20 protein-coding genes are annotated in these 22,403 nt (G+C 71.5%); 10 read left to right on the top strand and 10 right to left on the bottom strand.

Annotation, left to right across the window (positions count from 1 at the left end; all coding sequences use genetic code 11):
* The first annotated feature begins 2 nt into the window (after positions 1-2).
* The gene (locus tag ACFQS2_RS14090; RefSeq protein ID WP_377019809.1) at positions 3-821 is read left to right on the top strand and encodes a helix-turn-helix domain-containing protein; all 819 of its coding nucleotides are present in this window, start codon (positions 3-5) and stop codon (positions 819-821) included.
* On the opposite strand, the gene ACFQS2_RS14085 is transcribed toward ACFQS2_RS14090, so the two are convergent.
* Entirely contained in the window at positions 751-1,344 is a 594-nt protein-coding gene (locus ACFQS2_RS14085; RefSeq protein WP_377794139.1) for a GNAT family N-acetyltransferase, read from the bottom strand. The two genes, ACFQS2_RS14090 and ACFQS2_RS14085, sit on opposite strands and share 71 nt — an antisense overlap.
* Positions 1,345-1,414: 70 nt before the next feature.
* On the opposite strand from ACFQS2_RS14085, the gene ligA reads away from it, so the two are divergent.
* Positions 1,415-3,826, top strand: a complete 2,412-nt coding sequence (gene ligA / locus ACFQS2_RS14080; protein WP_377794138.1) for an NAD-dependent DNA ligase LigA — start codon at positions 1,415-1,417, stop codon at positions 3,824-3,826.
* A 42-nt stretch (positions 3,827-3,868) separates the two neighbouring features.
* On the opposite strand, the gene ACFQS2_RS14075 is transcribed toward ligA, so the two are convergent.
* On the bottom strand, positions 3,869-6,148 hold the full coding sequence (locus ACFQS2_RS14075; protein ID WP_377794137.1) for a DEAD/DEAH box helicase: 2,280 nt from the start codon (positions 6,146-6,148) through the stop codon (positions 3,869-3,871).
* 164 nt (positions 6,149-6,312) lie between these two features.
* Between ACFQS2_RS14075 and ACFQS2_RS14070 the strand changes: the two genes are divergently transcribed.
* Positions 6,313-6,870 (top strand): hypothetical protein, encoded by a 558-nt coding sequence (locus tag ACFQS2_RS14070; protein WP_377794136.1) that lies wholly within the window; start codon positions 6,313-6,315, stop codon positions 6,868-6,870.
* Complete coding sequence (locus ACFQS2_RS14065; RefSeq protein WP_377794135.1) at positions 6,867-7,787, top strand: hypothetical protein; 921 nt, start codon at positions 6,867-6,869, stop codon at positions 7,785-7,787. Before ACFQS2_RS14070 ends, ACFQS2_RS14065 begins: the two co-directional genes overlap by 4 nt.
* 13 nt (positions 7,788-7,800) lie before the next feature.
* On the opposite strand, the gene ACFQS2_RS14060 is transcribed toward ACFQS2_RS14065, so the two are convergent.
* Positions 7,801-8,013: a hypothetical protein gene (locus ACFQS2_RS14060; RefSeq protein WP_377019816.1), complete on the bottom strand. Its 213-nt coding sequence runs from the start codon at positions 8,011-8,013 to the stop codon at positions 7,801-7,803.
* An 80-nt stretch (positions 8,014-8,093) separates the two neighbouring features.
* Here ACFQS2_RS14060 and ACFQS2_RS14055 point away from each other — a divergent pair, with 80 nt between their 5' ends.
* Genes ACFQS2_RS14055 through gatB form a run of 4 tightly spaced genes read left to right on the top strand, consistent with a single transcriptional unit; the run spans position 8,094 to position 12,307 of the window.
* Complete coding sequence (locus ACFQS2_RS14055) at positions 8,094-8,936, top strand: GNAT family N-acetyltransferase (protein ID WP_377794134.1); 843 nt, start codon at positions 8,094-8,096, stop codon at positions 8,934-8,936.
* A 19-nt stretch (positions 8,937-8,955) separates the two neighbouring features.
* The gene (gatC, locus tag ACFQS2_RS14050) at positions 8,956-9,252 is read left to right on the top strand and encodes an Asp-tRNA(Asn)/Glu-tRNA(Gln) amidotransferase subunit GatC (RefSeq protein WP_377794133.1); all 297 of its coding nucleotides are present in this window, start codon (positions 8,956-8,958) and stop codon (positions 9,250-9,252) included.
* A gap of 5 nt (positions 9,253-9,257) precedes the next feature.
* Positions 9,258-10,790, top strand: coding sequence for an Asp-tRNA(Asn)/Glu-tRNA(Gln) amidotransferase subunit GatA (gatA, locus tag ACFQS2_RS14045; RefSeq protein ID WP_377794132.1), 1,533 nt, complete (start codon positions 9,258-9,260; stop codon positions 10,788-10,790).
* Positions 10,791-10,792: 2 nt separating this feature from the next.
* Positions 10,793-12,307 carry an Asp-tRNA(Asn)/Glu-tRNA(Gln) amidotransferase subunit GatB gene (gatB, locus tag ACFQS2_RS14040; protein WP_377794131.1) on the top strand — a complete coding sequence of 505 codons (1,515 nt, stop codon included), beginning with the start codon at positions 10,793-10,795 and terminating at the stop codon, positions 12,305-12,307.
* A gap of 83 nt (positions 12,308-12,390) precedes the next feature.
* Here the strand turns inward: gatB and ACFQS2_RS14035 are convergent, their stop codons facing one another.
* Positions 12,391-12,714 carry a MarR family winged helix-turn-helix transcriptional regulator gene (locus tag ACFQS2_RS14035; protein WP_377794130.1) on the bottom strand — a complete coding sequence of 108 codons (324 nt, stop codon included), beginning with the start codon at positions 12,712-12,714 and terminating at the stop codon, positions 12,391-12,393.
* Positions 12,715-12,951: 237 nt separating this feature from the next.
* On the opposite strand from ACFQS2_RS14035, the gene ACFQS2_RS14030 reads away from it, so the two are divergent.
* Positions 12,952-13,458 (top strand): carboxymuconolactone decarboxylase family protein, encoded by a 507-nt coding sequence (locus ACFQS2_RS14030; protein WP_377794129.1) that lies wholly within the window; start codon positions 12,952-12,954, stop codon positions 13,456-13,458.
* A 65-nt stretch (positions 13,459-13,523) separates the two neighbouring features.
* Here the strand turns inward: ACFQS2_RS14030 and ACFQS2_RS14025 are convergent, their stop codons facing one another.
* On the bottom strand, positions 13,524-13,742 hold the full coding sequence (locus ACFQS2_RS14025; protein WP_377794128.1) for a hypothetical protein: 219 nt from the start codon (positions 13,740-13,742) through the stop codon (positions 13,524-13,526).
* 131 nt (positions 13,743-13,873) lie between these two features.
* On the opposite strand from ACFQS2_RS14025, the gene ilvD reads away from it, so the two are divergent.
* Positions 13,874-15,706: a dihydroxy-acid dehydratase gene (gene ilvD, locus ACFQS2_RS14020; protein WP_377794127.1), complete on the top strand. Its 1,833-nt coding sequence runs from the start codon at positions 13,874-13,876 to the stop codon at positions 15,704-15,706.
* 42 nt (positions 15,707-15,748) lie between these two features.
* Here the strand turns inward: ilvD and cobA are convergent, their stop codons facing one another.
* The 5 genes from cobA to ACFQS2_RS13995 all read right to left on the bottom strand — a co-directional run bounded on the left by cobA (position 15,749) and on the right by ACFQS2_RS13995 (position 22,231).
* Positions 15,749-17,275 carry a uroporphyrinogen-III C-methyltransferase gene (cobA, locus tag ACFQS2_RS14015; protein WP_377794126.1) on the bottom strand — a complete coding sequence of 509 codons (1,527 nt, stop codon included), beginning with the start codon at positions 17,273-17,275 and terminating at the stop codon, positions 15,749-15,751.
* A gap of 63 nt (positions 17,276-17,338) precedes the next feature.
* Complete coding sequence (locus ACFQS2_RS14010; RefSeq protein WP_377016389.1) at positions 17,339-18,661, bottom strand: sulfate adenylyltransferase subunit 1; 1,323 nt, start codon at positions 18,659-18,661, stop codon at positions 17,339-17,341.
* Positions 18,661-19,656: a sulfate adenylyltransferase subunit CysD gene (gene cysD / locus ACFQS2_RS14005; protein ID WP_377794125.1), complete on the bottom strand. Its 996-nt coding sequence runs from the start codon at positions 19,654-19,656 to the stop codon at positions 18,661-18,663. The genes ACFQS2_RS14010 and cysD overlap by 1 nt, the downstream gene beginning before the upstream one ends.
* Positions 19,653-20,477, bottom strand: coding sequence for a phosphoadenylyl-sulfate reductase (locus ACFQS2_RS14000; RefSeq protein WP_377794124.1), 825 nt, complete (start codon positions 20,475-20,477; stop codon positions 19,653-19,655). The genes cysD and ACFQS2_RS14000 overlap by 4 nt, the downstream gene beginning before the upstream one ends.
* Complete coding sequence (locus ACFQS2_RS13995; protein WP_377016396.1) at positions 20,474-22,231, bottom strand: nitrite/sulfite reductase; 1,758 nt, start codon at positions 22,229-22,231, stop codon at positions 20,474-20,476. The genes ACFQS2_RS14000 and ACFQS2_RS13995 overlap by 4 nt, the downstream gene beginning before the upstream one ends.
* Positions 22,232-22,403: the final 172 nt, after the last annotated feature.

The following is a 22,403-nucleotide window of genomic DNA, read 5'->3' as shown; positions in this document are numbered from 1 at the left end:
CGATGCAGGACGTGGCCGGTGAGCTCATGGCGGGCGGGAGAGCGGTCGCCGTCGCCCGCGTCCACGGGGTCGACGACAACATGGCGCGTCCGCACCGCCATGACTTCCTGGAGGTCTACGTCCTGGAGGAGGGCCGGCGCGAGCACGTCTCCGGCGGCCACGTGCACCGGATCTCCGCGCCCGAGGCGATCACCTTCCCACCCGGTGACGAGCACTTCTCCTACAGTCCACCGGGAGTGCCCTTCCGGCGCGTGGTGGTCTATGCGCGCCCGGACGCAGTGCTGTACGGGCACGTGCGCGAGGCCCTCGGCTGCGATGCCCGGGTGTTCCGGCCGACGGCGTCGGGCCTGGCCTCGGTGCGCGGGATCGTCGACCAGATGCTGCACACGCAGGAGACGCTGGGGGAGAGCTCGCAGGACGAGCTGAGACTGCTGCTGACCCAGCTGCTGCTGGTGCTGCTGCGGCAGGAGGAGGTCGATGCCGCCACCGCCGCCCGCGAGACCCGCGTCGCGCGAGTCATCCGGCACCTGCACGGGCACTACACCGAGCACATCGAGCTCGGGGAGCTCGCCGAGAGGTTCTTCGTCAGCCGCCATCACCTCTCACGGGAGTTCCGGCGGCACACCGGCACCACGGTCATCTCCTACGTCAACGATCTGCGCGTCGACCAGGCGCGCCGACTCCTGCAGGAGACCGAGCTGCCCGTCGGGCGGATCGCCGCCGACGTCGGCTTCGCCACCGTCACCCACTTCAACCGCGTCTTCCGGGAGCGGACCGGCTCGACCCCGCGGGCGGTGCGGAGCACGCGGCCGGCGCCGTGAGGTCGCGGGCCATGAGCACGCGGGTCCCCAGCCGCGTCAGCCCCAGCTCCTCCTCCGTGCGGACCAGGCCGCGATGGAAGGCGGAGTCGATCGGCCCGACCACTCGGAAGCCGCACGCCTCGTAGAACGGCCGATTCCACGGCACCTCCGCGAATGTGCGCAGGGTGAGCCGCGTGCCTCCGCGGGACGCGGCCTCGGCTGCCGCGGCCTCCACCAGTGCCCTGCCGTGCCCGCGACGCAGATGCTCGGGCAGCACGGCGAGCTGCTCGAGGTGGACGAGCCCTGCCGGCCCGGTCGGCTCGAGGACATGGACGAAGCCGACCGCCGGGGAGCCCTCGGACTCGGCCGCTACCAGGAGGAACCCGGGCTCGGCAGCCCGCGCGTCGCCGGCGGTCGCTGACTCCGCGCCGAACGGCTCGGGACCCAGCAGCGGCTCGAAGAGCCCGTCGGCCGCGGATTCGATGCCCTCCACAGCGGCGAGGTCCTCCTCCGTGGCCGGGCGGATGCTGCGCGCGATGCTCATGGCACGGATCCTATTGGCGGGCGCGGGGCTCGCACCTGCGGATGTCATGGCGATGAGCAAGAATGGTGGGGTGAGCCAGCCACAGGACCCGCAGGACAGCCAGGATCGGGACGCCCCGCCCCAGGAGCGCAGGTCGGCCGAGGGCGCGCAGGCGCGCATCGCCGAGCTGACCGCCCAGGTCGAGCAGGCGATCGAGGACTACTACGTCCACGACGCACCGACCATGGCCGACGCCGAGTACGACCGGCTCGAGCAGGAGCTGCGTGATCTCGAGGCGGAGAACCCGCAGCTGGTCAAGGCCGACTCGCCCACCCAGACCGTCCACGGGGCGGTCGCTCCCGGCTTCGCGCCCGTCGAGCACATCGAGCGGATGATGAGCCTGGACAATGCGTTCACCCTCGAGGAGATCGACACCTGGGCCCACCGCGCGGCCGAGGGCCTGGGCGCAGGAGCTGCCGAGGTCCGCTACCTCACCGAGCTCAAGATCGACGGTCTGGCCATCTCGCTGGTCTACGAGGACGGCGAGCTCGTGCGTGCCGTGACCCGTGGCGACGGGCGCGTGGGGGAGGACGTCACCGCCAACGTGCGCACCATCGACTCGATCCCCGAACGGCTGGAGACCGACGCGCCGCCGGCGGTGCTCGAGGTGCGCGGTGAGGTCTTCTATCCCACCTCGGAGTTCGAGGCGCTGAACGATCAGCGGCGCGAGGCCGGACTGGCGGAGTTCGCCAACCCTCGCAACACCGCGGCCGGTTCCCTGCGCCAGAAGGACGTCGCGGTGACCGCCTCCCGCGCCCTGGCGGTGTACGTCCACGGGATCGGCGCCCACGAGGGGATGACGCTGACCTCGCAGTCCGAGGTGTACGAGACGCTGCAAGCATGGGGCCTTCCCACGTCCCCGCACACCCGGGTGCTGGAGAGCCTTCCGGAGGTGCGCGAGTTCATCGCCCACCACGGCGAGCACCGCCACGACGTCGAGCACGAGATCGACGGCATCGTGGTCAAGATCGATTCCTTCGCCCAGCAGCGCGCGCTCGGATCGACCTCGCGTGCCCCGCGCTGGGCGATCGCGTTCAAGTATCCGCCCGAGGAGGTCACCACCAAGCTCCTGGACATCCAGGTCAACGTGGGGCGCACCGGCCGCGTGACCCCCTTCGGCGTCATGGAGCCGGTCAAGGTCGCCGGCTCCACCGTGGAGATGGCCACGCTGCACAACCAGTTCGAGGTCGAGCGCAAGGGCGTCCTCATCGGGGACACCGTCGTGCTGCGCAAGGCCGGTGACGTGATCCCCGAGATCCTCGGACCGGTGGAGAAGCTGCGCGACGGCAGCGAACGGCCGTTCGAGATGCCGTCCCGGTGCCCGTCGTGCGGCACCGCGATCGGCCCGGATCGCGAGGGGGAGAAGGACTGGCGCTGCCCCAATGCGAAGGACTGTCCCGCGCAGGTGACCGGCAGGGTCGAGCATGCCGCCTCCCGCGGCGCCTTCGACATCGAGTCGCTGGGTGAGGAGAGCGCGATCGCCCTGACCGATCCCGACAAGCGTCGTCCCGAGGCTCTCGCCGCTCTGCGCGCCGGCCACCGCATCCATCTGCCGATCCGGGAACCCTCCGACGCGGAGCAGGAGAACTTCGCCGTCCTCAAGAACGGCGTGATCACCGACGGGACCGACGGGGTGCCGGTGCTCGCCGTCACGGACCCCGAGGACCCGTTGCTGCCCGGCCTGCAGGAACCGGCGGTGACCATCGGTGACAACCTCTTCGACCTCACCGCGGAGTCCCTGCGCGAGGTCTTCGTCTGGCAGCCGGAGCGGCGCGACGGGGAGCCCACGGGCGACTGGCGCATCCAGCCCGTCTTCTGGTCGCGGCCGGCGCTGAAGTACTACAAGCGCGAGGGCGCCTGGAAGCTGCAGAAGGCTCCGACGGTGCTGAAGAACACCGAATTGCTGGTCAGCGAGCTGGAGAAGGCGAAGGAGCAGCCGCTGTGGCGGGTGCTGGTGGCCCTGTCGATCCGGCACGTGGGGCCGACGGCCGCGCGATCGCTGGCCACCGCGTACGGGTCGATGTCGGCGATCCGTGAGGCGAGCGTCGAGCAGCTCTCGGACACCGACGGCGTCGGCCCGATCATCGCCGAGGCCGTGACCGACTGGTTCTCGGTGCCGTGGCACTGCCAGCTGGTCGACGGCTGGGCCGCGTCCGGCGTGCGGATGGTCGACGAGGTCGAGGAAGGCTTCGTCAGGACCCTGGAAGGGGTGACCGTGGTGGTCACCGGCGGGCTCGAGGGGTTCACCCGGGACGGCGCCAAGGAGGCGATCATCGCCCGGGGCGGCAAGGCCTCCGGCTCGGTCTCGAAGAAGACGGACTTCGTCGTGGTCGGGGAGAACGCCGGGTCCAAGGCGGACAAGGCGGAGGAGCTCGGCCTGCGGATCCTGGACGAGGACGGATTCGTCGCCCTGCTCGAGGGCGGCCCCGACGCTCTCGACTGACTGTGAGACTGGTTTTGTCCCGGGGCTCCGGTGATCCGGGGCTCAGCTGACCTGCGCCAGGGCCAGCGGGAGGACCGGGCCCGACCCGGCCCGGCGCAGTGCCCGTCCCGCGATGGTCATCGTCCATCGCGTGTCGATCTCATCGTCGACCAGCAGGATCGGTGCGCCATCCATCGCCGCGATCGCCTCGGTCAGCTGCGGTGGGACGGTGAACCGGCCCCACAGGGCGGCGACCCGGAACGCGCTGTTGCGCGCCCCGTGCAGCGGGGCGGCGCCGGGCGCGAGGCCGAGCTCGCCCAGATCCTGCATGCGCCCGGTGCGGGCGATGCCCGAGGCGAGCCGGCGCACCAGGGTGGGCCGCGTCGTGGAGGGCACCGAGACCACCGCGGCGGGCCGCTGCGCCCAATCCCAGTCCTTGAGCACCTCGACCACGCGCTGGGCGATCGCGGGGGTCAGCTCGGCGTCGACCCGGCGGCCGTCCTCGTCGACCGCGAGCAGGTGCCTCAGCGGCACCGCCCAGCCGAGGTCGGACATGCGCGCCAGCACGCGGCCCTCCTCGACGCGTTCGCCCGGCGGGATGTTGCCGCGCAGCGGTTCCCCCGCCTCGGAGGTCACCTCCAGCCTGTCCAGTCCCTGCGGCCACTGCTTGCGGGGGTCGACGGGCACACCGACCCGGTCCAGCAGGCGCGAGACCGCCTCGCGGGAGGAGCCCGGTCCGCCCGATGGCGACGCCGACGCCGGTGCGGACGCCGATGCCGGTGCGGACGCCGTCTGCGATCCTGACTCCGGCAACGGGTACCACGGCCCGGCGCACACGTCGCAGCGACCACAGGGAGCCGCTGTGTCATCGTCCAGCTGGCGGGCGAGAAACATCATCCGGCACTGCTGCGGATCTCCCGGCTGGAGCCGCTCGTACTCGAGCATCGCCTGCTGTTCGGCGCGGCGTGCCCGGGCGACGTTCTCGTAGCGCTCGGCGTCATAGGTCCACGACGCTCCGGTGGCGACCCAGCCGCCGCGCACGGCCTCGACGGCGCCCTCGACCGCGAGCACCTTCAGCAGCAGCTCGAGGGAGCTGCGCTTGACGTCGACGCGCGCCTCCAGCGCCGGCGTCGACAGCGGCGCCCCGGACCTCGCCAGCTCGGCCAGGACCGCGTCGGCGTCGGCCTGAGCGGGCATCGAGGCGGTCGCGAAGTACTCCCAGATCGCCCGGTCCTCCCGGCCGGGAAGCAGCAGCACCTCGGCCGTATCGGTGGCGCGGCCGGCGCGGCCCACCTGCTGGTAGTAGGCGACCGGAGAGCTGGGCGCCCCGAGATGGACGACGAACCCCAGGTCGGGCTTGTCGAACCCCATGCCGAGCGCGCTCGTGGCCGCCAGCGCCTTGACCTCGTTGTCCTTGAGCGCCTGCTCGAGCTCGGCCCGCTCCTCGGAGTCCGTGCGCCCGGTATAGGTGCGCACTCGTCGGCCCGGCCGATCCAGCAGATCGGCGAGGTCCTCCGCCGCGGAGACGGTCAGGGTGTAGATGATCCCCGAGCCGGGCAGCTCGTCGAGATGCTGTGCCAGATACTCCAGCCGGGAGCGGTCGTCAGGCAGGGTGAGGCAGCCCAGTCGCAGCGAATCCCGGGTCAGCGCCCCGCGCAGGGTCAGCACCGCACTCGCGCCCTCCCCGCGGGAGCCGAGCTGCTCGGCCACATCCGCCACCACGCGGGAGTTCGCCGTGGCGGTCGTCGCCAGCACGGGAACCTGGTCGCCGAGCTCGGCCACGAGATCGCGCAGACGCCGGTAGTCGGGCCGGAAATCGTGCCCCCAGTCCGAGATGCAGTGCGCCTCGTCGATCACCAGCAGACCGCAGCGCTGAACCAGCCGGGGCAGCTGCTCGGCCCGGAAGCGGGGGTTGACGAGGCGCTCGGGGGAGACCAGCAGCACGTCCAGCTCGTCGGCCTCCAGCGCCTGCTCGATGTCCTCCCACTGCGTCGGATTCGCCGAGCTCATCGCCTCCGCCCGCACCCCGGCCCGGCGTGCGGCGGCCACCTGGTCCCGCATCAGGGCGATCAGCGGGGAGATGATCAGTGCCGGCCCGGCTCCCCGGCGGCGCTGCAGCAGGGCCGCGAGGAAGTACACGGCCGATTTGCCCCAGCCCGTGCGCTGGACGACCAGCACCCGCCGGCGCTCCTCGACCAGGGCGGAGATGGCCTCGAACTGGCCGTCGCGGAATCCGACGTCCGCTCGGCCCGTCAGGGCCGCGAGCGCCTCCTGGGCCTCGGTGCGCAGAGCGGAGTCGGCCGGGGCGAGGGGCGGGCCGGGGGCGGAGCCGATGGATTCCATGGCCCCAGTCTCCCAACCGGGACCGACGGGCGGGGGCGCCGTGGCCCGATGTGGACGCCCGGGCGGTGGGGAGGAGCCTGGGATCGAGAGGAACCTGAGAGGACTCTCATCGTTCTCTCATACCGGAGGGCACGGCTCTCATCGCCCCCTCCTAGCGTGAGCGCATGAGCACAGCTCCCCGGCCCCGGATCTCATCGACCCCGCACCAGTGCGCGTCGCGACCGGACACTGTGGCCGTCCGCCTCGCGGCCGCGGTGCTGACAGCAGCGCTGCTGAGCGCCGTGGCACTGCCCGCGCGCCGGTTCGCCCGACCCGAGGAGGCACGCGACTCGTTCCCCTTCAGCCACTATCCGATGTTCTCGGCCCCACGGAAGGCGCACTACTGGGTGACCCATCTGCTCGGCGTGCACGAGGACGGATCCGTCAGCCCGCTGCACCACGGATATCTGGGCACCGGAGGACTCAACGCGGTGCGCCGGCAGGTGCGCCGACGCGTGCGGGACGGCGACGGCCAGCAGATCGCCGAGCGGGTCGCGGCGCTGATCGCCGCCCGCGACAGGCCGGCGGACCGCGACGTGCACCGCGTGCACGTGGTGCGCGGCCGGTACCTCGTCGAACCGTTCATGCTCGGCCGCAGCAGGGACGTGTTCACCACGGCGCTGGACGTGCGCGGCAGCGCTGACGTGCCGGGACGCACCGGCGCACAGAAGGCCCTGTCATGAGCGCGCGCCGAGCGGCCGGCACCCTCCTGCGCGCCGTCGCGGCCAGCGCCGGGCGGCGGCTCGCCCCGCACGCCGGACCAGCCGGGCCGGGCCTGCTGCGCCTGGCCGTCGGCGGTTACCACCTGTGGCACGTCGGCCGGAAGCGCAGGCTCTACCAGGGGGTCCACCGCACCGATCCGGCGAGCTTCGACCCCGTCGGCCCCGCCCGCATCCTCCGCCGGCCGCTGCCGCCGGTGATCGCCGACCGGCTCGTGGACGCCTCGCTCGTCACCGGCGCACTCTTCGCCGCCGGCGTCGGCCACGGGGTGCTCGCTCCCGTGCACTCCGCCCTGCAGACCTGGAACTTCGCCTACCGCAACTCGTGGTCCATGGTCTTCCACCACGAGAACACACTCGTCCTGCACACGATGGTCCTCGCAGCCGCTCCCGCTGGCGATGCGCTCAGCATCGATGCGCTCCTGCGCGACCGGTCGCTGCTGCCGGGCCGGCGATCCTGGATGTACGGAGCGACCCCGACGGTGATGAACGCCGCCGTCGCGGGAACCTACGTGCTCGCCGGCCTGGCGAAGCTCACCGGTGGGGACGGGCTGGGCTGGGTCCGGGGCGGTCACATGCGCGATCAGGTCGCCTTCGATGCGCTGCGCAAGGAGATGCTGGGCGAGCGATCCTCGGCGCTGGGACAGCGGCTCTATCCCTACCCGGCCCTGTTCACCGCGATGGCCGCGGCCTCGCTGGCCGTCGAGTTCGGGGCGCCGCTGGCGGTGCTGGACCGGAGGGCGGGATGGGTGTTCGCCGCCGCGGCGTTCGCGATGCACTGGGGGATCAGGGCGATAATGCGGATCACCTTCCCGTACAACCTCTCCGGGGTGCTCTACCTGCCTCTGCTCCTGATGCCGCCGCCCGATCCGCGCGGCTGAAGCAGGGCAGGGGTCACTCCTGGGAGCCGGAGGCCTCCTGCTCGGCGAGACGACGCAGACGCTCCGGCGTCGACTCTCCCTCACGCAGGGGATCGTCCTTCGTGGCCAGGGCGCGGCGCATGCGCGCCTCGAGCTCCTCGGCCTCACGAATCGCCTTGTCGTTCGAGCTCTCCTCGCGATCCTCGGGATCGTGGGAATCGTGATCGATGTTGGGGTCGACAGACATGGCTGGGTCCCTTCTGGCTCGTGCGGACGGGCGAAGTCTACCGGCGCGGGGAGGGGGCATCGATCGCTACGATCTCTGCGATGAGCTCCCGTCGATCCCGCACCTCCCGCCCGCTCGGCGGGTACCACCTCAGCGAAGCGCTGATCGCCGGCTGGCGGCCCCTGACCCGCCTCGACGTCGACGGCTTCGCCCTCCTGCGCTCCCGCGGCGTGACCCGTCGCGCCAACAGCGCCGTCGCCGTGGATGCGCCGTCGTCCACCGCAGCGCTGACCTCCGCGATCGAGCGCATCGAGATGCTGTGCGAGACCGCGGGGGAGGCCGCCACCTTCCGGGTGCTCGACGTGCACGGGCCGCCCGGGCTCGACGACCTCCTCGCCGCTCGCGGCTACGGCACCGCCGGGCCCAGCGAGCTGCTGGAACTGGACCTGACCGCTGCCAGCCGGCTCGAGCCGTCCCCGTCGGCCGTGATCCGCACCGGGGCCCTGGACCAGGAGTGGTTCGACGCCTTCTGGCGACTGGCGCCCCGCGAGGGTGACCAGGCCCGCGAGACCCTGCACGCCATCACGGCCGGCACGCCGGCGGTCCAGGTGCTGCTGCCTGACGGAGCCGACGGAGCCGGCGGGACCGACGGCAGCGAGGGGAGCGCGGCGGGCCGCCCCGCCGCCGTCGGCCGTGCCGCCCTGGTCGAGGCCGGCCGGGAGCAGGTCGCCGTGCTCAACGCGATCGCGGTCGACCCGGGCCGCAGGCGCAGAGGCCTCGGGCGGGCCGTGTCGCAGACGCTGCTGTCGATCGCCGCGGTCCAGGGAGCCTCCCGCGCCCTGCTCGAGGTCGAGACCGACAACCCCGGCGCCCTGGCGCTGTACCGCACGCTCGGCTTCCGCCGCCTCGGCGGCTACCACTACCGCGTGCGACCGCCGGGCTGAGTCCACCTAGAATGCGGGTATGCCTTCGATCGGACGAGAAGACGTCGCACGCCTCGCCGACCTCGCACGGATCCAGCTCAGCGATGAGGAGATCGACCGCTTCGCCGGCGAGTTCGACTCCATCATGGACGCTGTCGCCTCCGTCTCCGAGGTCGCCACCGAGGACGTTCCCGCGACTTCCCACCCCATTGCCATGACCAACGTGCTGCGCGAAGACGTCGTCGCGGACACCCTGACCCAGGAGCAGGCGCTCGCCGGCGCTCCCGAGGCCCAGGACGGGCGCTTCGCCGTCCCGCAGATCCTGGGCGAAGAATGATGAGTGTGATCGAGCCCGTGAGTACCAGCGACATCATCCGCCGCAGTGCCGCCGCCCAGGCCGCCGCGCTGCAGGCCGGAGAGCTCTCCTCGGAGGAGCTCACCCGCGCCCACCTGGACCGGATCGCCGCCGTCGACGGCGATCTGCACGCCTACCTCCACGTCAGCGAGGAGCAGGCGCTGGCCGCCGCGCGCGACGTCGACGCCCGCCGCGCCGCCGGTGAGGAGCTCCACGAGCTCGCCGGCGTGCCGGTCGCCGTCAAGGACGTCATGGTCACCGAGGGCACGCCCACGACCGCGGGCTCCAAGATCCTCGAGGGCTGGGTCCCGCCCTACGACGCGACCCTGGTCGAGAAGCTCCGCGCGGCCGGCCTGCCGATGCTCGGCAAGACCAACATGGACGAGTTCGCCATGGGCTCCTCCACCGAGACCAGCGCCTACGGCCCCACCCGCAACCCCTGGGACCGCGAGCGGATCCCCGGCGGCTCCGGCGGCGGCAGTGCCGCGGCCGTGGGCGCCTACGAGGCCCCGCTGGCCATCGGCACCGACACGGGCGGCTCGATCCGTCAGCCCGGCGCGGTCACCGGCACCGTGGGCGTCAAGCCCACCTACGGCTCCGTCTCCCGCTACGGGCTGATCGCCATGGCCAGCTCCCTGGACCAGGCCGGGCCCGTCACCCGCACCGTCGAGGACGCCGCGCTGCTGCACCAGCTCATCGCCGGCCACGATCCGCGGGACTCGACCTCGCTGCCCGACCCCGTCGGCGACTTCGCCGCCGCGGCCCGCCACCAGGATGTCAGCGGCCTGCGCATCGGTGTCATCGAGCAGCTCGAGGGCGAGGGCTTCGCTCCCGAGGTCCAGGCGCGGTTCACCGAGTCGCTCGAGCAGCTCGAGCGCGCCGGCGCGGAGATCGTGCGCGTCTCCTGCCCGAACTTCGAGTACGCCCTGGGCGCCTACTACCTGATCATGCCCTCGGAGGCCTCCAGCAACCTCGCGAAGTTCGACGGCATGCGCTACGGCCTGCGCGTGGTGCCCGAGGACCATCCCACCGCGGAGAACGTCATGAAGGCGACTCGCGGCGCCGGCTTCGGCGACGAGGTCAAGCGCCGCATCCTGCTGGGCACCTACGCGCTCTCGGCCGGCTACTACGACGCCTACTACGGCAGCGCCCAGAAGGTGCGCACGCTGGTCCAGCGCGACTTCGCCGCCGCCTTCGACCAGGTCGACGTGCTCGCCTCGCCGACCTCCCCGACCGTCGCCTTCCGCCTCGGCGAGAAGGTCGACGACCCGCTGGCGATGTACATGAACGACATCGCCACCATCCCCGCCAATCTCGCCGGCACCCCGGGCATCTCGGTGCCCAGCGGTCTGGCCGAGGACGGCTTGCCGGCCGGCGTCCAGTTCCTCGCCCCGGCCCGGGCCGACGAGCGCCTCTACCAGGTCGGCGGAGCCCTCGAGGCCCTGCTCGAGGACTCCTGGGGCGGCCCCCTGCTGGCACAGGCCCCCGAGCTGACCGCCAACGCAGGAGGAGCGCAGTGAACATGACCGCTGAGAACGCCGCCGTCGTCGACTACGACGACGCCATCGCCCGCTTCGATCCCGTCCTGGGCATCGAGGTCCACGTCGAGCTCGGCACCGAGACCAAGATGTTCGACGGGGCCCCCAACATCTTCGCGGCCGAGCCCAACACGGCGATCACCCCGACCTCGCTCGGACTGCCCGGCTCCCTGCCGGTGGTCAACCGCAAGGCCGTCGAGTACGCGATCAAGATCGGTCTGGCACTGAACTGCTCCATCGCCGAGACCTGCCGGTTCGCGCGCAAGCAGTACTTCTACCCGGACCTCACCAAGAACTTCCAGACCTCGCAGTACGACGAACCCATCGCCTTCGACGGCTGGGTCGACGTCGAGCTCGAGGACGGGGAGATCGTGCGCGTCGAGATCGAGCGCGCCCACATGGAGGAGGACGCCGGCAAGAACACCCACGTCGGCGGCGCCACGGGACGCATCCACGGCGCGACCCACTCCGAGGTCGACTACAACCGTGCGGGGGTGCCGCTGGTCGAGATCGTCACCAAGCCGATCCCGGACACCGGTGTCCGCGCCCCTGAGGTCGCCGCCGCCTACGTGCGCACCCTGCGGGACATCTTCCGCACCCTCGAGGTCTCCGAGGCGCGGATGGAGCGCGGAAACGTCCGCGCCGACGTGAACATCTCACTGCGGGCCGACAGGAACGCGCCGCTGGGCACCCGCACCGAGACCAAGAACGTCAACTCCTTCCGCTCCATCGAGCGCACGGTGCGCTTCGAGATCTCCCGCCAGGCCGGGATCCTCGACGCCGGGGGCTCGATCACCCAGGAGACCCGCCACTTCCACGAGGACACCGGCGAGACCTCCTCGGGCCGCGTGAAGACCGATGCCGAGGACTACCGCTACTTCCCCGAGCCGGATCTGGTCCCCCTCGCCCCGAGCCGTGAGTGGATCGAGGAGATCCGGGCCGGGCTGCCGGAGCTGCCGGCCGCACGTCGCCGCCGCCTGCTCGAGGAGTGGGGCTTCAGCGACCTGGAGATGCGCGACGCCATCAACGCCGGCGCGCTGGACCTGATCGAGGCCACGGTGGCCGCCGGGGCGAGCGCCCAGAGCGCCCGCAAGTGGTGGATGGGCGAGCTGGCCCGCACCGCCGGGGAGCGTGGTGCCGACCTGGACGAGCTGCCGGTGACGCCCGCGCAGGTCGCCGAGCTCCAGGGACTGGTCGAGGCGAAGAAGATCAACGACAAGATCGCCAAGCAGGTTCTGACGAAGGTGCTCGAGGGTCAGGGCCACCCGGCCGAGATCGTCGAGAAGGAGGGCCTGGCCGTCGTCTCCGACGACTCCGTGCTCACCGACGCCGTCGATCAGGCCATCGCCGACAATCCCGACGTGGTCGCCAAGATCCAGGGCGGCAAGGTTCAGGCCATCGGCGCCCTCATCGGCCCGATCATGAAGGCCACCCGCGGTCAGGCCGACGCCGGCCGCGTGCGCGAGATCATCATGGACAAGCTCGGCGTCGAGGGCTGAGCCAGCCCGAGCACGGTCCAGTTCCCGGCTGCGGCGCCGCGTCCCCGGAGGGCGCGGCGCCGCGTCGTCGTCGCGTACCCAGCTCAGCTCTCGCGGCCGGTGAGGACGGACAGGTTCTGCTCGAGCGCAGCGAGCTCGTCGGGTCCGATCGTCTCGGACCACTGAGACCGGATGTCCTCGAAAGCTCGCTCGCTGCGCCGCAGCATGTCGCGGCCACGCTCGGTGTGCCGGAGGATTCGCGCTCGAGCGTCCCGGGGGTCGGCACGGGATTCGAGGTACCCCAGGTCGACCAGACGCTCCACCGTCTTCGCCGCCGCCTGTTTCGAGACGCCCAGCGCCGCGGCGACCTCCGTCGTCGTCGCACCGGACCCGACGGCCTGCATGGCGAAACCGTGGGACGTGGTCACGCCCGGGTGTCCCTGCTGCGCGAGTCGCTCATGAACTTCGCTGGTCAGACGATCGAACGCTCCCATGAGGAGAAGCGCCAGCTCGTATGCCGGTCGCTGCGATCGGTTATGCGTACCCATGATAGTCAACCTCCTTGACCATGATCGCGGCGTGACATACCGTCGGGATATAGACAACCGGATTGTCTGCCTCTCCGGGTCTCCGCCGATATCCCGACACTCAGGACTGGAGTCATCATGCCACCGTTCGTCCCGCACACCATGGACACCGCACCCTCCGCGTCCGTACCGGCGATGGAGCAGGCAGCAGCCAAGTTCGGCGGCATTCCCCGTGCCGTAGCACTGCTCGCCGAATCTCCGACGCTCCTGGCCGGGTTCCTCGCCGGTTCGGCAGCTGTCGACCGATCGACCTTGCCGGCGCCGGCGCGCGAAGTCGTCATCCTCACCGTCGCCGCTCGGAATGGATGTGACACGTGTCTTGCCATCCATGGCGCCACTCTGAGGTCGCTCGGCGAAGGGGTGCACCTCGAAGCACTGAGAGCGCGGGCCCCGCTGACCGATCCAGCACTCGAGGAAGTGCGTCGCTTCACCGAGAGCCTGCTGGAGACCTCGGGTGCCGTTGCGGAAGACGAGGTGGAGCAGCTCCTCGAGGCCGGTTTCACCCGCGAGCATGCGCTCGACATCGTCTTCACGGTCGGCATCTACACGATGTCCACCCTGGCCAACAGGCTGGTGGGTGCATGAGTGGGATGGGTTCACGGGGGTTGCCGTGAACAGCGCTCTCGGGGCGACAGCATCGCCGGGCCTGGTCAGCTCTGATCTCGTCGGCGCTGCGCGGAGGCACCGATCTCCCAGACGCCCCACAGCAGCAGTGTGTGGACGACGACTCGGAGCAGGAACTGCGGAAGGTGGAAGCCGGGTCCGAATCCTGCAGCCCCCAAGAAGACGAGCGACGTCACCCAGGTGCTCACGCCGAGGATGGCGGTGGCCACGACGAGGCTGACGGCGAGGCGCATGATGTGGGTCATCGATCCCACGCTACAGGGCGCTCTCGTCCGAGAGGATCGGGAGCGCCGATCGGATCCCACCGGAACCGAGAGCCGTCCACCGTCCGGATGCTGGGCCCGCGTCTCGCATGCCGGAGCGTAGTATCTCGCTCATGCCTCAGCTCCGTTCCCGCACCACCACCCACGGCCGCAACATGGCCGGTGCCCGCGCCCTCTGGCGCGCGACCGGCATGGACAGCTCCGACTTCGGCAAACCGATCGTCGCGATCGCGAACTCGTACACCCAGTTCGTCCCCGGCCACGTCCACCTCAAGAACATGGGCGACCTGGTGGCGGGGGCGATCAAGGAGGCCGGCGGTGTCGCCAAGGAGTTCAACACCATCGCCGTCGACGACGGGATCGCGATGGGCCACGGGGGCATGCTGTACTCCCTGCCCAGCCGCGACATCATCGCCGACTCGGTCGAGTACATGGTCGAGGCCCACTGCGCCGACGCGCTGGTGTGCATCTCCAACTGCGACAAGATCACCCCGGGGATGCTGATGGCCGCGATGCGGCTGAACATCCCCGTCGTCTTCGTCTCGGGCGGCCCGATGGAATCCGGCGAGCCCGTCGAGGGCGTGACCGAGAACCGCCTGGACCTGGTCGATGCGATGTCGCTGTCGGCCGACGACTCCGTCAGCGACGCCCAGCTCGCCGAGATCGAGGACAACGCCTGCCCCACCTGCGGGTCCTGCTCGGGAATGTTCACCGCCAACTCCATGAACTGCCTGACCGAGGCGCTGGGGCTGTCCCTGCCCGGCAACGGCACCACGCTGGCCACGCACGCCTTCCGCAAGGAGCTCTTCCTCGGCGCCGGCCGGACCGTCGTCGATCTCGCCAGGCGCTACTACGAGCAGGACGAGGAGACCGTGCTGCCGCGCAGCATCGCCACCAAGGCGGCCTTCGCCAACGCGATGAGCCTGGACGTGGCCATGGGCGGCTCGACCAACACCGTGCTGCACATCCTCGCCGCCGCCATCGAGGGCGAGATCGATTTCGGTCTCGAGGACATCGACCGGCTCTCGCGCTCCGTGCCGTGCCTGTCCAAGGTCGCCCCCAACGGCACCGCCCACGTCGAGGACGTCCACCGCGCCGGCGGGATCCCCGCCATCCTCGGTGAGCTCGACCGGGCCGATCTGCTCGACCACACCGTCCACTCCGTCCACTCGCCGGACCTGGACTCCTGGCTGCGCGACTGGGATATCCGCGGCGGCAGCGCCACGGCCGAGGCCGACGCGCTGTTCCACGCGGCACCCGGGGGAGTGCGCACCACCCAGGCCTTCTCCTCGACGAACATGTGGAAGGAGCTGGACACCGACGCCGAGTCCGGCGTGATCCGTGCCGTGCCGCACGCGTTCACGAAGGACGGCGGGCTGTGCATGCTCACGGGCAACCTCGCCGCCGACGGCGCCGTGATCAAGACCGCCGGCATCAGCGAGGACCTCTTCCACTTCGAGGGCACGGCCGTGGTCTGCGACTCGCAGGAGGAGGCGGTCCAGAAGATCCTCGACAAGACCGTCCAGGCCGGTCACGTCGTCGTCATCCGCTATGAGGGGCCGCAGGGAGGCCCCGGCATGCAGGAGATGCTCTACCCGACCTCGTTCCTCAAGGGGCGGGGCCTGGGCAAGACCTGCGCGCTGATCACCGACGGCCGCTTCTCCGGCGGCACCAGCGGCGTCTCGATCGGCCACATCTCCCCGGAAGCTGCCGAGGGCGGGCTGATCGGACTGATCGAGGACGGTGACCGGATCGTCATGGACGTCGACAAGCGCCTGCTGCAGCTCGACGTGGACGAGGACGAGCTGGCTCGCCGCCGCGAAGCCAAGGGACCCCTGCCGTGGCGCCCCGACGGCCGCGAGCGCCAGGTCTCCCAGGCCCTGAAGGTCTACGCGCACCTGGTGCGGTCGGCGACCTACGGCGCGACCCGTCGGCCCCTGCCCTGAGGACTCCTCGGATCCTGAGCGGTCCCCAGGTTTGAGCGGTCCTCAGGTCCCGAGCATCCCCTGGTAGCGGTCCACCACGATGTCCGCCACCAGGGGATGGTCGCCGAGCGGCGCCGCGACCACGTCGGCTCCCGCGTCCGCGAGGAGGCCGTGGAAGTACCCGGGGGCCAGCAGATAGTTCGCCAGCACGACCCGCCGGTCCTGTCCATCGCTCTCCCGGCGCCGGGCGACCTCCTCGGCGACCGACGGGCGTGCGGCGGAGATGAATCCGACGGTGACCTCGCGCCCGAGGTGGTCGCTCAGCAGCTGCGCCATCTGTCGGGCCATCGCCTGGCCGTCGGGATCGCGAGTGCCGGCGACGGCCAGCACCACGGTGTCGTCCTCCTGGGCGCCCGCCTCCAGCAGTCGCTGTGCCAGTACCTCCGCCAGACGCGCGTCGGGGCCCAGGGGACCGCTCGCGACGCAGGCGCGGTCGCGGATCGCCTGGGCGATGTCGTGGGCGACATGGAATCCCGTCGAGAGCAGCAGCGGGACGACCACAGCGGCCGCAGGGGCATCGGACTCCCGGGTGCGTCGTTCGGGCAGCGCGGGCGCCGCTGCCCGGACGGCGTCGGTGATCTCCGGGGTCTGCACGTCGACGTAGGCCTCCCGCACCGCCACGTCGGGCAGCTGATCCTGGACCCGCCTCAGCAGTGACCGGATCACGTCGCGTCCCTGGCGGTCCCGGGTGCCGTGGGCGCAGCCGATGAGGGTCGGGCCCGCGGCGGGATCCGGGGTCGGGCGTGCGGGCTCACCACCCCCGGCGGGCTCGCTCCGCTGGGAAGGCGTCAGGAAGCCCTCGGCGGCGGTGCGTCCGACGGCGATCACCGCGGGCGAGCCGATCCCGGCCTCCCGCACCACGTCGGCGATGGTGGAGAGCGTCCCGTGGACGACCCGTTGCCCCGGCATCGTCGCCTCCTGCACGACGGCCACCGGCACCTGCGGGTCGACGCCGTTCAGCAGGGCCTGGGAGACCAGGCGCGGCAACCACCCCAGCCCCATCATGAGCACGGTCGTGGTCGCGGGATCCCGCAGCGCGGCGAGATCGGCGGGGGAGAGGTCCCCGTGCGCGCTGACGGTGTGGGTCGCGACAGCCGTGCCGCGGTGGGTGACGGGGACGTCGCCGGCCGCAGGCCCGGCGACCGCAGCGCTGACCCCGGGCACGACCTGGACCGGCACGCCGGCGGCGCGGCAGGCCAGGACCTCCTCGCCACCGCGGCCGAGCACGAAGGGATCGCCGCCCTTGAGCCGGACCACGCGCCGGCCCGCGCGGGCGTGCTGGACGAGCAGATCGTTGATCGCCTGCTGCGACGTCGAGCGCCCGCCCGGGATCTTGCCCACGTCGACGATCTCGACGTCGTCCTCGAGCAGTTCGGTCAGGCCCACCGGCCCCAGCCGGTCCACGACCACCACGTCAGCCTGGCGCAGCAGGTCCAGGGCCCTGACGGTGATCAGGTCCAGGGCGCCCGGGCCGCCGCCGACGAGGGCGACGGACCCGGGGTCGAGCACGGTGCTGGGAAGATCGCGCATCTCTCGCCCCGCCTCAGCCCGCGTCGACCGGGACGGCGACAATGTCGAGGGACATGAGGTCCCTCAGGCGCGCAGCTGCGCGCCGGCCATCCCCGCCGCCAGCGTGGTGGCGTCCTGCGGATCGATGACGATGAAGGACCCGCCGTCGCGGGAGCTGCGGTAGGACTCCAGCGGGAGCGGCTGGGCGAAGGCCAGGTCCACGAGCACGAGGTCGTTGAGCTCGGCGGTCTCCGCCGGGACCTTCTCCAAGCTCATGATGTCCAGGCGCTCGTGGATCCCGACCACGCGGGCCTGGACGGTGCGGGTGCCGTGCTTGACCAGCACGCGGGCCCCCGCACGCAGGGGGGACTCCGAGAGCCAGCACAGCACGGCAGAGGCCTGCTCGGCCGGGGTCGGGGGGTCTCCGGCCGCGATCAGGTCGCCGCGGGAGACGTCGAGGTCGTCGCTGAGGCGCAGCGTGACCGACAGCCCCGCCTCGGCCCGCTGAACCGGCTGATCGGCGCGGTCGATGCCGGCCACGGTGGTCCGTCGGCCGGAGTCGGCGACCACGATCTCGTCGCCGACCTCCACCGCGCCGGAGGTGATCAGGCCCGCGTACCCGCGGTACTCGACATGGGCCTCGTCCCGGGCGCCGTGCTGCGGCCGGATCACGAGCTGGACCGGCATCCGGAACGCCCCGTCCTGGAGGGCCCGCCCCGGGGGCAGCGTCTCCAGCAGCTCGAGCAGCGTGTGGCCCTCGTACCAGGGCGTGCGCTCGGACCGCTGGACGACGTTGTCGCCGTGCAGCGCGGAGAGCGGCACCACCTGCAGATCCCGCAGCGCCAGGGCCTCGCTGACGAGACCGAGCTGGGTGGTGACCTCCTCGTAGACGCGCTGGGGGTCATCGACCAGGTCGATCTTGTTCAGCGCGACGATCACGTGGGGCACGCGCAGCAGGGCGGCGACCGCCAGATGGCGCCGGGTCTGCTCGACCACGGCCTTGCGGGCGTCGACCAGCACGACCACCACGTCGGCCGTGGAGGCCCCGGTGACCGTGTTGCGGGTGTACTGCACGTGGCCGGGGGTGTCGGCCAGCACGTAGGAGCGGCCGGCCGTGGCGAAGTAGCGGTAGGCGACGTCGATGGTGATGCCCTGCTCACGCTCGGCGCGCAGGCCGTCGGTCAGCAGCGCCAGGTCGGCCAGCTCGCCCTTCCAGCCGCGCTGACGGCTGGCGGCCTCGACCGCGGCGAGCTGATCGGCCAGCACCGACTTGGTGTCGTGCAGGAGCCGCCCGATGAGGGTCGACTTGCCGTCGTCCACACTGCCGGCGGTGGCCAGACGCAGCAGGGTGGGCCCGGAGGCCTCGGAGCGACCGGTGAGGTCCGGGAGCACGTCGGTGCTGGTCATCAGAAGTAGCCCTCTTTCTTGCGGTCCTCCATGGCGGCCTCGGAGAGGCGGTCGTCGGCGCGGGTCGCGCCACGCTCGGTCACGGTGGTCGCGGCGACCTCCGCGATCACCGCCTCCACGTCGAAGGCGTCCGAGAGCACGGCGCCGGTGCAGGACATGTCGCCGACGGTGCGGTACCGGACGGTGCGCACGACAGGCTCCTCGCCCTCACGCAGCTCGCCCCAGTCGCCGGGGGAGAGCAGCATCCCCTCGCGCTCGATGACCGCGCGCTCGTGCGCGTAGTAGAGAGAGGGCAGCTCGATGTTCTCGCGGGCGATGTAGCGCCACACATCCAGCTCGGTCCAGTTCGACAGCGGGAAGACGCGCACGTGCTCCCCAGGGCGGCGCCGCGTGTTGTAGAGATGCCACAGCTCGGGGCGCTGGTTCTTGGGGTCCCAGTGGCCGAAGCCGTTGCGGAGGCTGAAGATGCGCTCCTTGGCGCGGGCCTTGTCCTCGTCGCGGCGACCACCGCCGAAGACGGCATCGAAACGATGCTCCTCGATCGCGTCCAGCAGGGGAATGGTCTGCAGGGGATTGCGGGTGCCGTCGGGCCGCTCCTGGAGTCGGCCGTCGTCGAGGTACTCCTGGACGGAGGCGACGTGGAGGTCGACGCCGAGACGCTCGACGGTGGCATCGCGGAAGGCGAGCACCTCGGGGAAGTTGTGCCCGGTGTCCACGTGCAGCACCGGGAACGGGATCGGCGCGGGCCACAGGGCCTTCGCCGCCAGGTGCAGCATGACCACGGAGTCCTTGCCGCCGGAGAACAGCATCACCGGCCGCTCGAGCTCGGCGACCACCTCGCGGATGATGTGGATGGCTTCGCTCTCGAGCACGTCCAGCAGGTCGGAGTCCTTCGAGGCGGCGGTCAGCGCGCTGACCGGGGCGGCGGTGGCGGACACGGCGGGGTCTGCAGGCGTGGCAGAGCCGGAGGAGCCGGCCTGGGCCAGAGTCGTCATCGGTTCTCCTGTTCGGGGTCCACGGAGATGAGGTTCCGGGTGGGCACGGGCAGGGTGACAGGCTGAGGTGACGGGCGGGTGTCGTCACCGGCGGGGTGGAGCCCGCACTCGGTCTTCGCGGAGCCCGCCCAGCGGCCCGCGCGCGGGTCCTCGCCGGGGGCCACGGCGCGGGTGCACGGGGCGCACCCGATGCTCGGGAAGCCCTGTTCCAGCAGCGGGTTCTCCGGCAGCTCCCGGTCCCGGGAGTAGGCGGTCAGCCGCTCGAAGGACCACGTCGCCAGCGGGTTGATCTTCACCAGATCGAAGTTCTCGTCGTAGGTGACCAGCGGGGTCCCGGCACGGGTGGGGCCCTCCTCGCGGCGCACGCCGGTGACCCAGGCGTCGTACCCGCCCAGCGCACGGCGCAGAGGATCGACCTTGCGCATCGCGCAGCAGGCGCCGGGATCGCGGTCGTGGAGCTTCGCCCCGAACTCCTGGTCCTGCTGCGGCACGGTCCGCTCCGGCAGCACGTCGACCACGGTCACGTCGAGCTCCTCGGCGACCCGGTCCCGGGTGGCGAGGGTCTCGGGGAAGTGGTAGCCGGTCTCCAGGAAGAGCACATCGACCCCGGGCTGATGCTGGGAGACCACGTGCGGCAGCACCGCGTCGGCCATGCTGCAGGCGACGGCCAGCGACTCCCCGAAGGTCTCGGCCGCCCAGGCCGAGACGGCTGCGGCGAGCTCCTCGGGCCCGAGGGTGTCCTCGAGGGCGGCGAAACGTTGCGAGGCGTCCTCCGCCAGCGCGCGCAGGCGGGTGGTCCGTGCGGTCGCGGTCGTGGTCATCGGAGCTCCTCGTCCTCGGTGCGATGGGCCCAGGCGGCGAAGGACTCACCCTGGGCGCGGGACCCCACGTAGCATCGCACGACTCGCTCGACGTAGTCGGGGAGCTCGCGCGCTGCCACCTTGTGGCGGCGCAGGGTGCGGCCCAGCTGAGGCTCATCGAGCCCGGGGGAGGCCAGGGAGCCGCCCAGATGGACCTGGAATCCCGGGACCTGCTCGCCTTCGTCGGTGGTGATGATCTGGCCCTTCAGACCGATGTCCGCGGTCTGGATCCGGGCGCAGGAGTTCGGGCAGCCGTTGATGTGCAGGCTGATGGGCTCATCCAGTTCCGGCTCGATATCGGCCAGGCGGCGCTCGAGCTCGGTGATCGCGTGCTCGGCGGTGTCCTTGGTGTCGACGATGGCGAGCTTGCAGAACTCGAGGCCGGTGCACGCCATGGTGGAGCGGCGGAACGGGCTGGGGCGAGTGGCAAGTCCCAGTTCCTCGAGCCCGGTGACCATCTGGTCGACGCCCTCGGCGGGCACTCCGAGCACGACGAGCTTCTGGAACGCGGTCAGGCGGACGGCGTCGGCGCCGACCCTCTCGACGAGGTCGCCCAGCCGGGTGAACAGATCGCCGCCGGCGCGGCCCACGATGGGGGCGGCGCCGATGTAGAACCGGCCATCCTTCTGCGGATGCACCCCGATGTGGTCCGAGGGGCCGGTGGGAGCCTCCGGGGCGGGCCCGTCGGCCAGCTGGTACCCGAGGTACTCGGTCTCGAGCACCTCCCGGAAGCGCTCCGTGCCCCATTCGGCCAGCAGGAACTTCAGCCGGGCCTTGTTGCGCAGGCGCCGGTAGCCGTAGTCGCGGAAGATCTGCACCACGCCGTGCCAGACGTCGGCGGCCTGGTCCTCGCGGACGAAGGCGCCGAGCCGCTCGGCGAGCCGCGGGGACGTGGACAGGGCGCCGCCGACCCAGAGGTCGTACCCGGGGCCGAGTTCGGGGTGGACCACACCGACCAGGGAGATGTCGTTGATCTCGTGGACCACGTCCTGGCTGGGGTGGCCGGTGATGGCCGTCTTGAACTTGCGGGGCAGGTTGGCCAGCTCCGGGTCACCGATGAAGCGGCGCTTGATCTCCGCGATCACGGGGGTGGGGTCGATGATCTCGTCGGCCGCGATGCCGGCCACCGGGCTGCCGAGGAAGCCGCGCGGGGTGTCGCCGCAGGCCGTCGTCGTCTCCAGGCCCACCGACGCCAGCCGGCTCCAGATCTCGGGGACGTTCTCGACCTCGATCCAGTGGTACTGGAGGTTCTCGCGGTCCGAGATGTCTGCTGAGCCCCGGGCGAACTCGGTCGAGATGCCGCCGAGCACCCGCAGGGCGCGCGGCGAGAGCGCCTCGCCGTCGGTGCGCACGCGCAGCATGAAGTACTCGTCCTCGAGCTCGTGGGGCTCGAGCTGGGCGGTGCGCCCGCCGTCGATGCCGGGCTTGCGCTGCGTGTACAGCCCCCACCAGCGGAAGCGACCGTGCAGATCGTCGTCGGGGATCGAGTCGAAGCCCTCGTGGGCGTAGATCGTCTCGATCCGCTCGCGGACGTTGAGCCCGTTGTCCTCCGCCTTGAACTCCTCGTTGTGGTTCAGTGGCTCCGGTCCGTCGACCTTCCACTGCCCCTGCGGCTTCCCGGACCGGGAGGGTCGGGCCATGCCGGAGGGTGCCGGGGAGGCCTGGGACGGCGAGGTGTCGGCTGGCGAGCTCGTCGCAGTATCGGTTCGGCTCATGGCGCCCATAATGCAAATTTATGTGCCCGAACACAAGCGCTAAGGGGTTTGTGTCCGTATGAGTCACGGGGAGTTCACCGGTGCCCCGGGTGTGGCGCGGGCTGGACGGGCTCCGACGGTGATCCGTGTCTCGCGATGCGGACCTCTGGTGCGACGCGAGCCCGACGCCCTA

It is taken from the genome of Brachybacterium sp. GCM10030267, from assembly GCF_042666875.1.
Classification (GTDB): Bacteria; Actinomycetota; Actinomycetes; order Actinomycetales; family Dermabacteraceae; genus Brachybacterium.
This window is presented reverse-complemented; position numbering and strand designations above follow the sequence as displayed.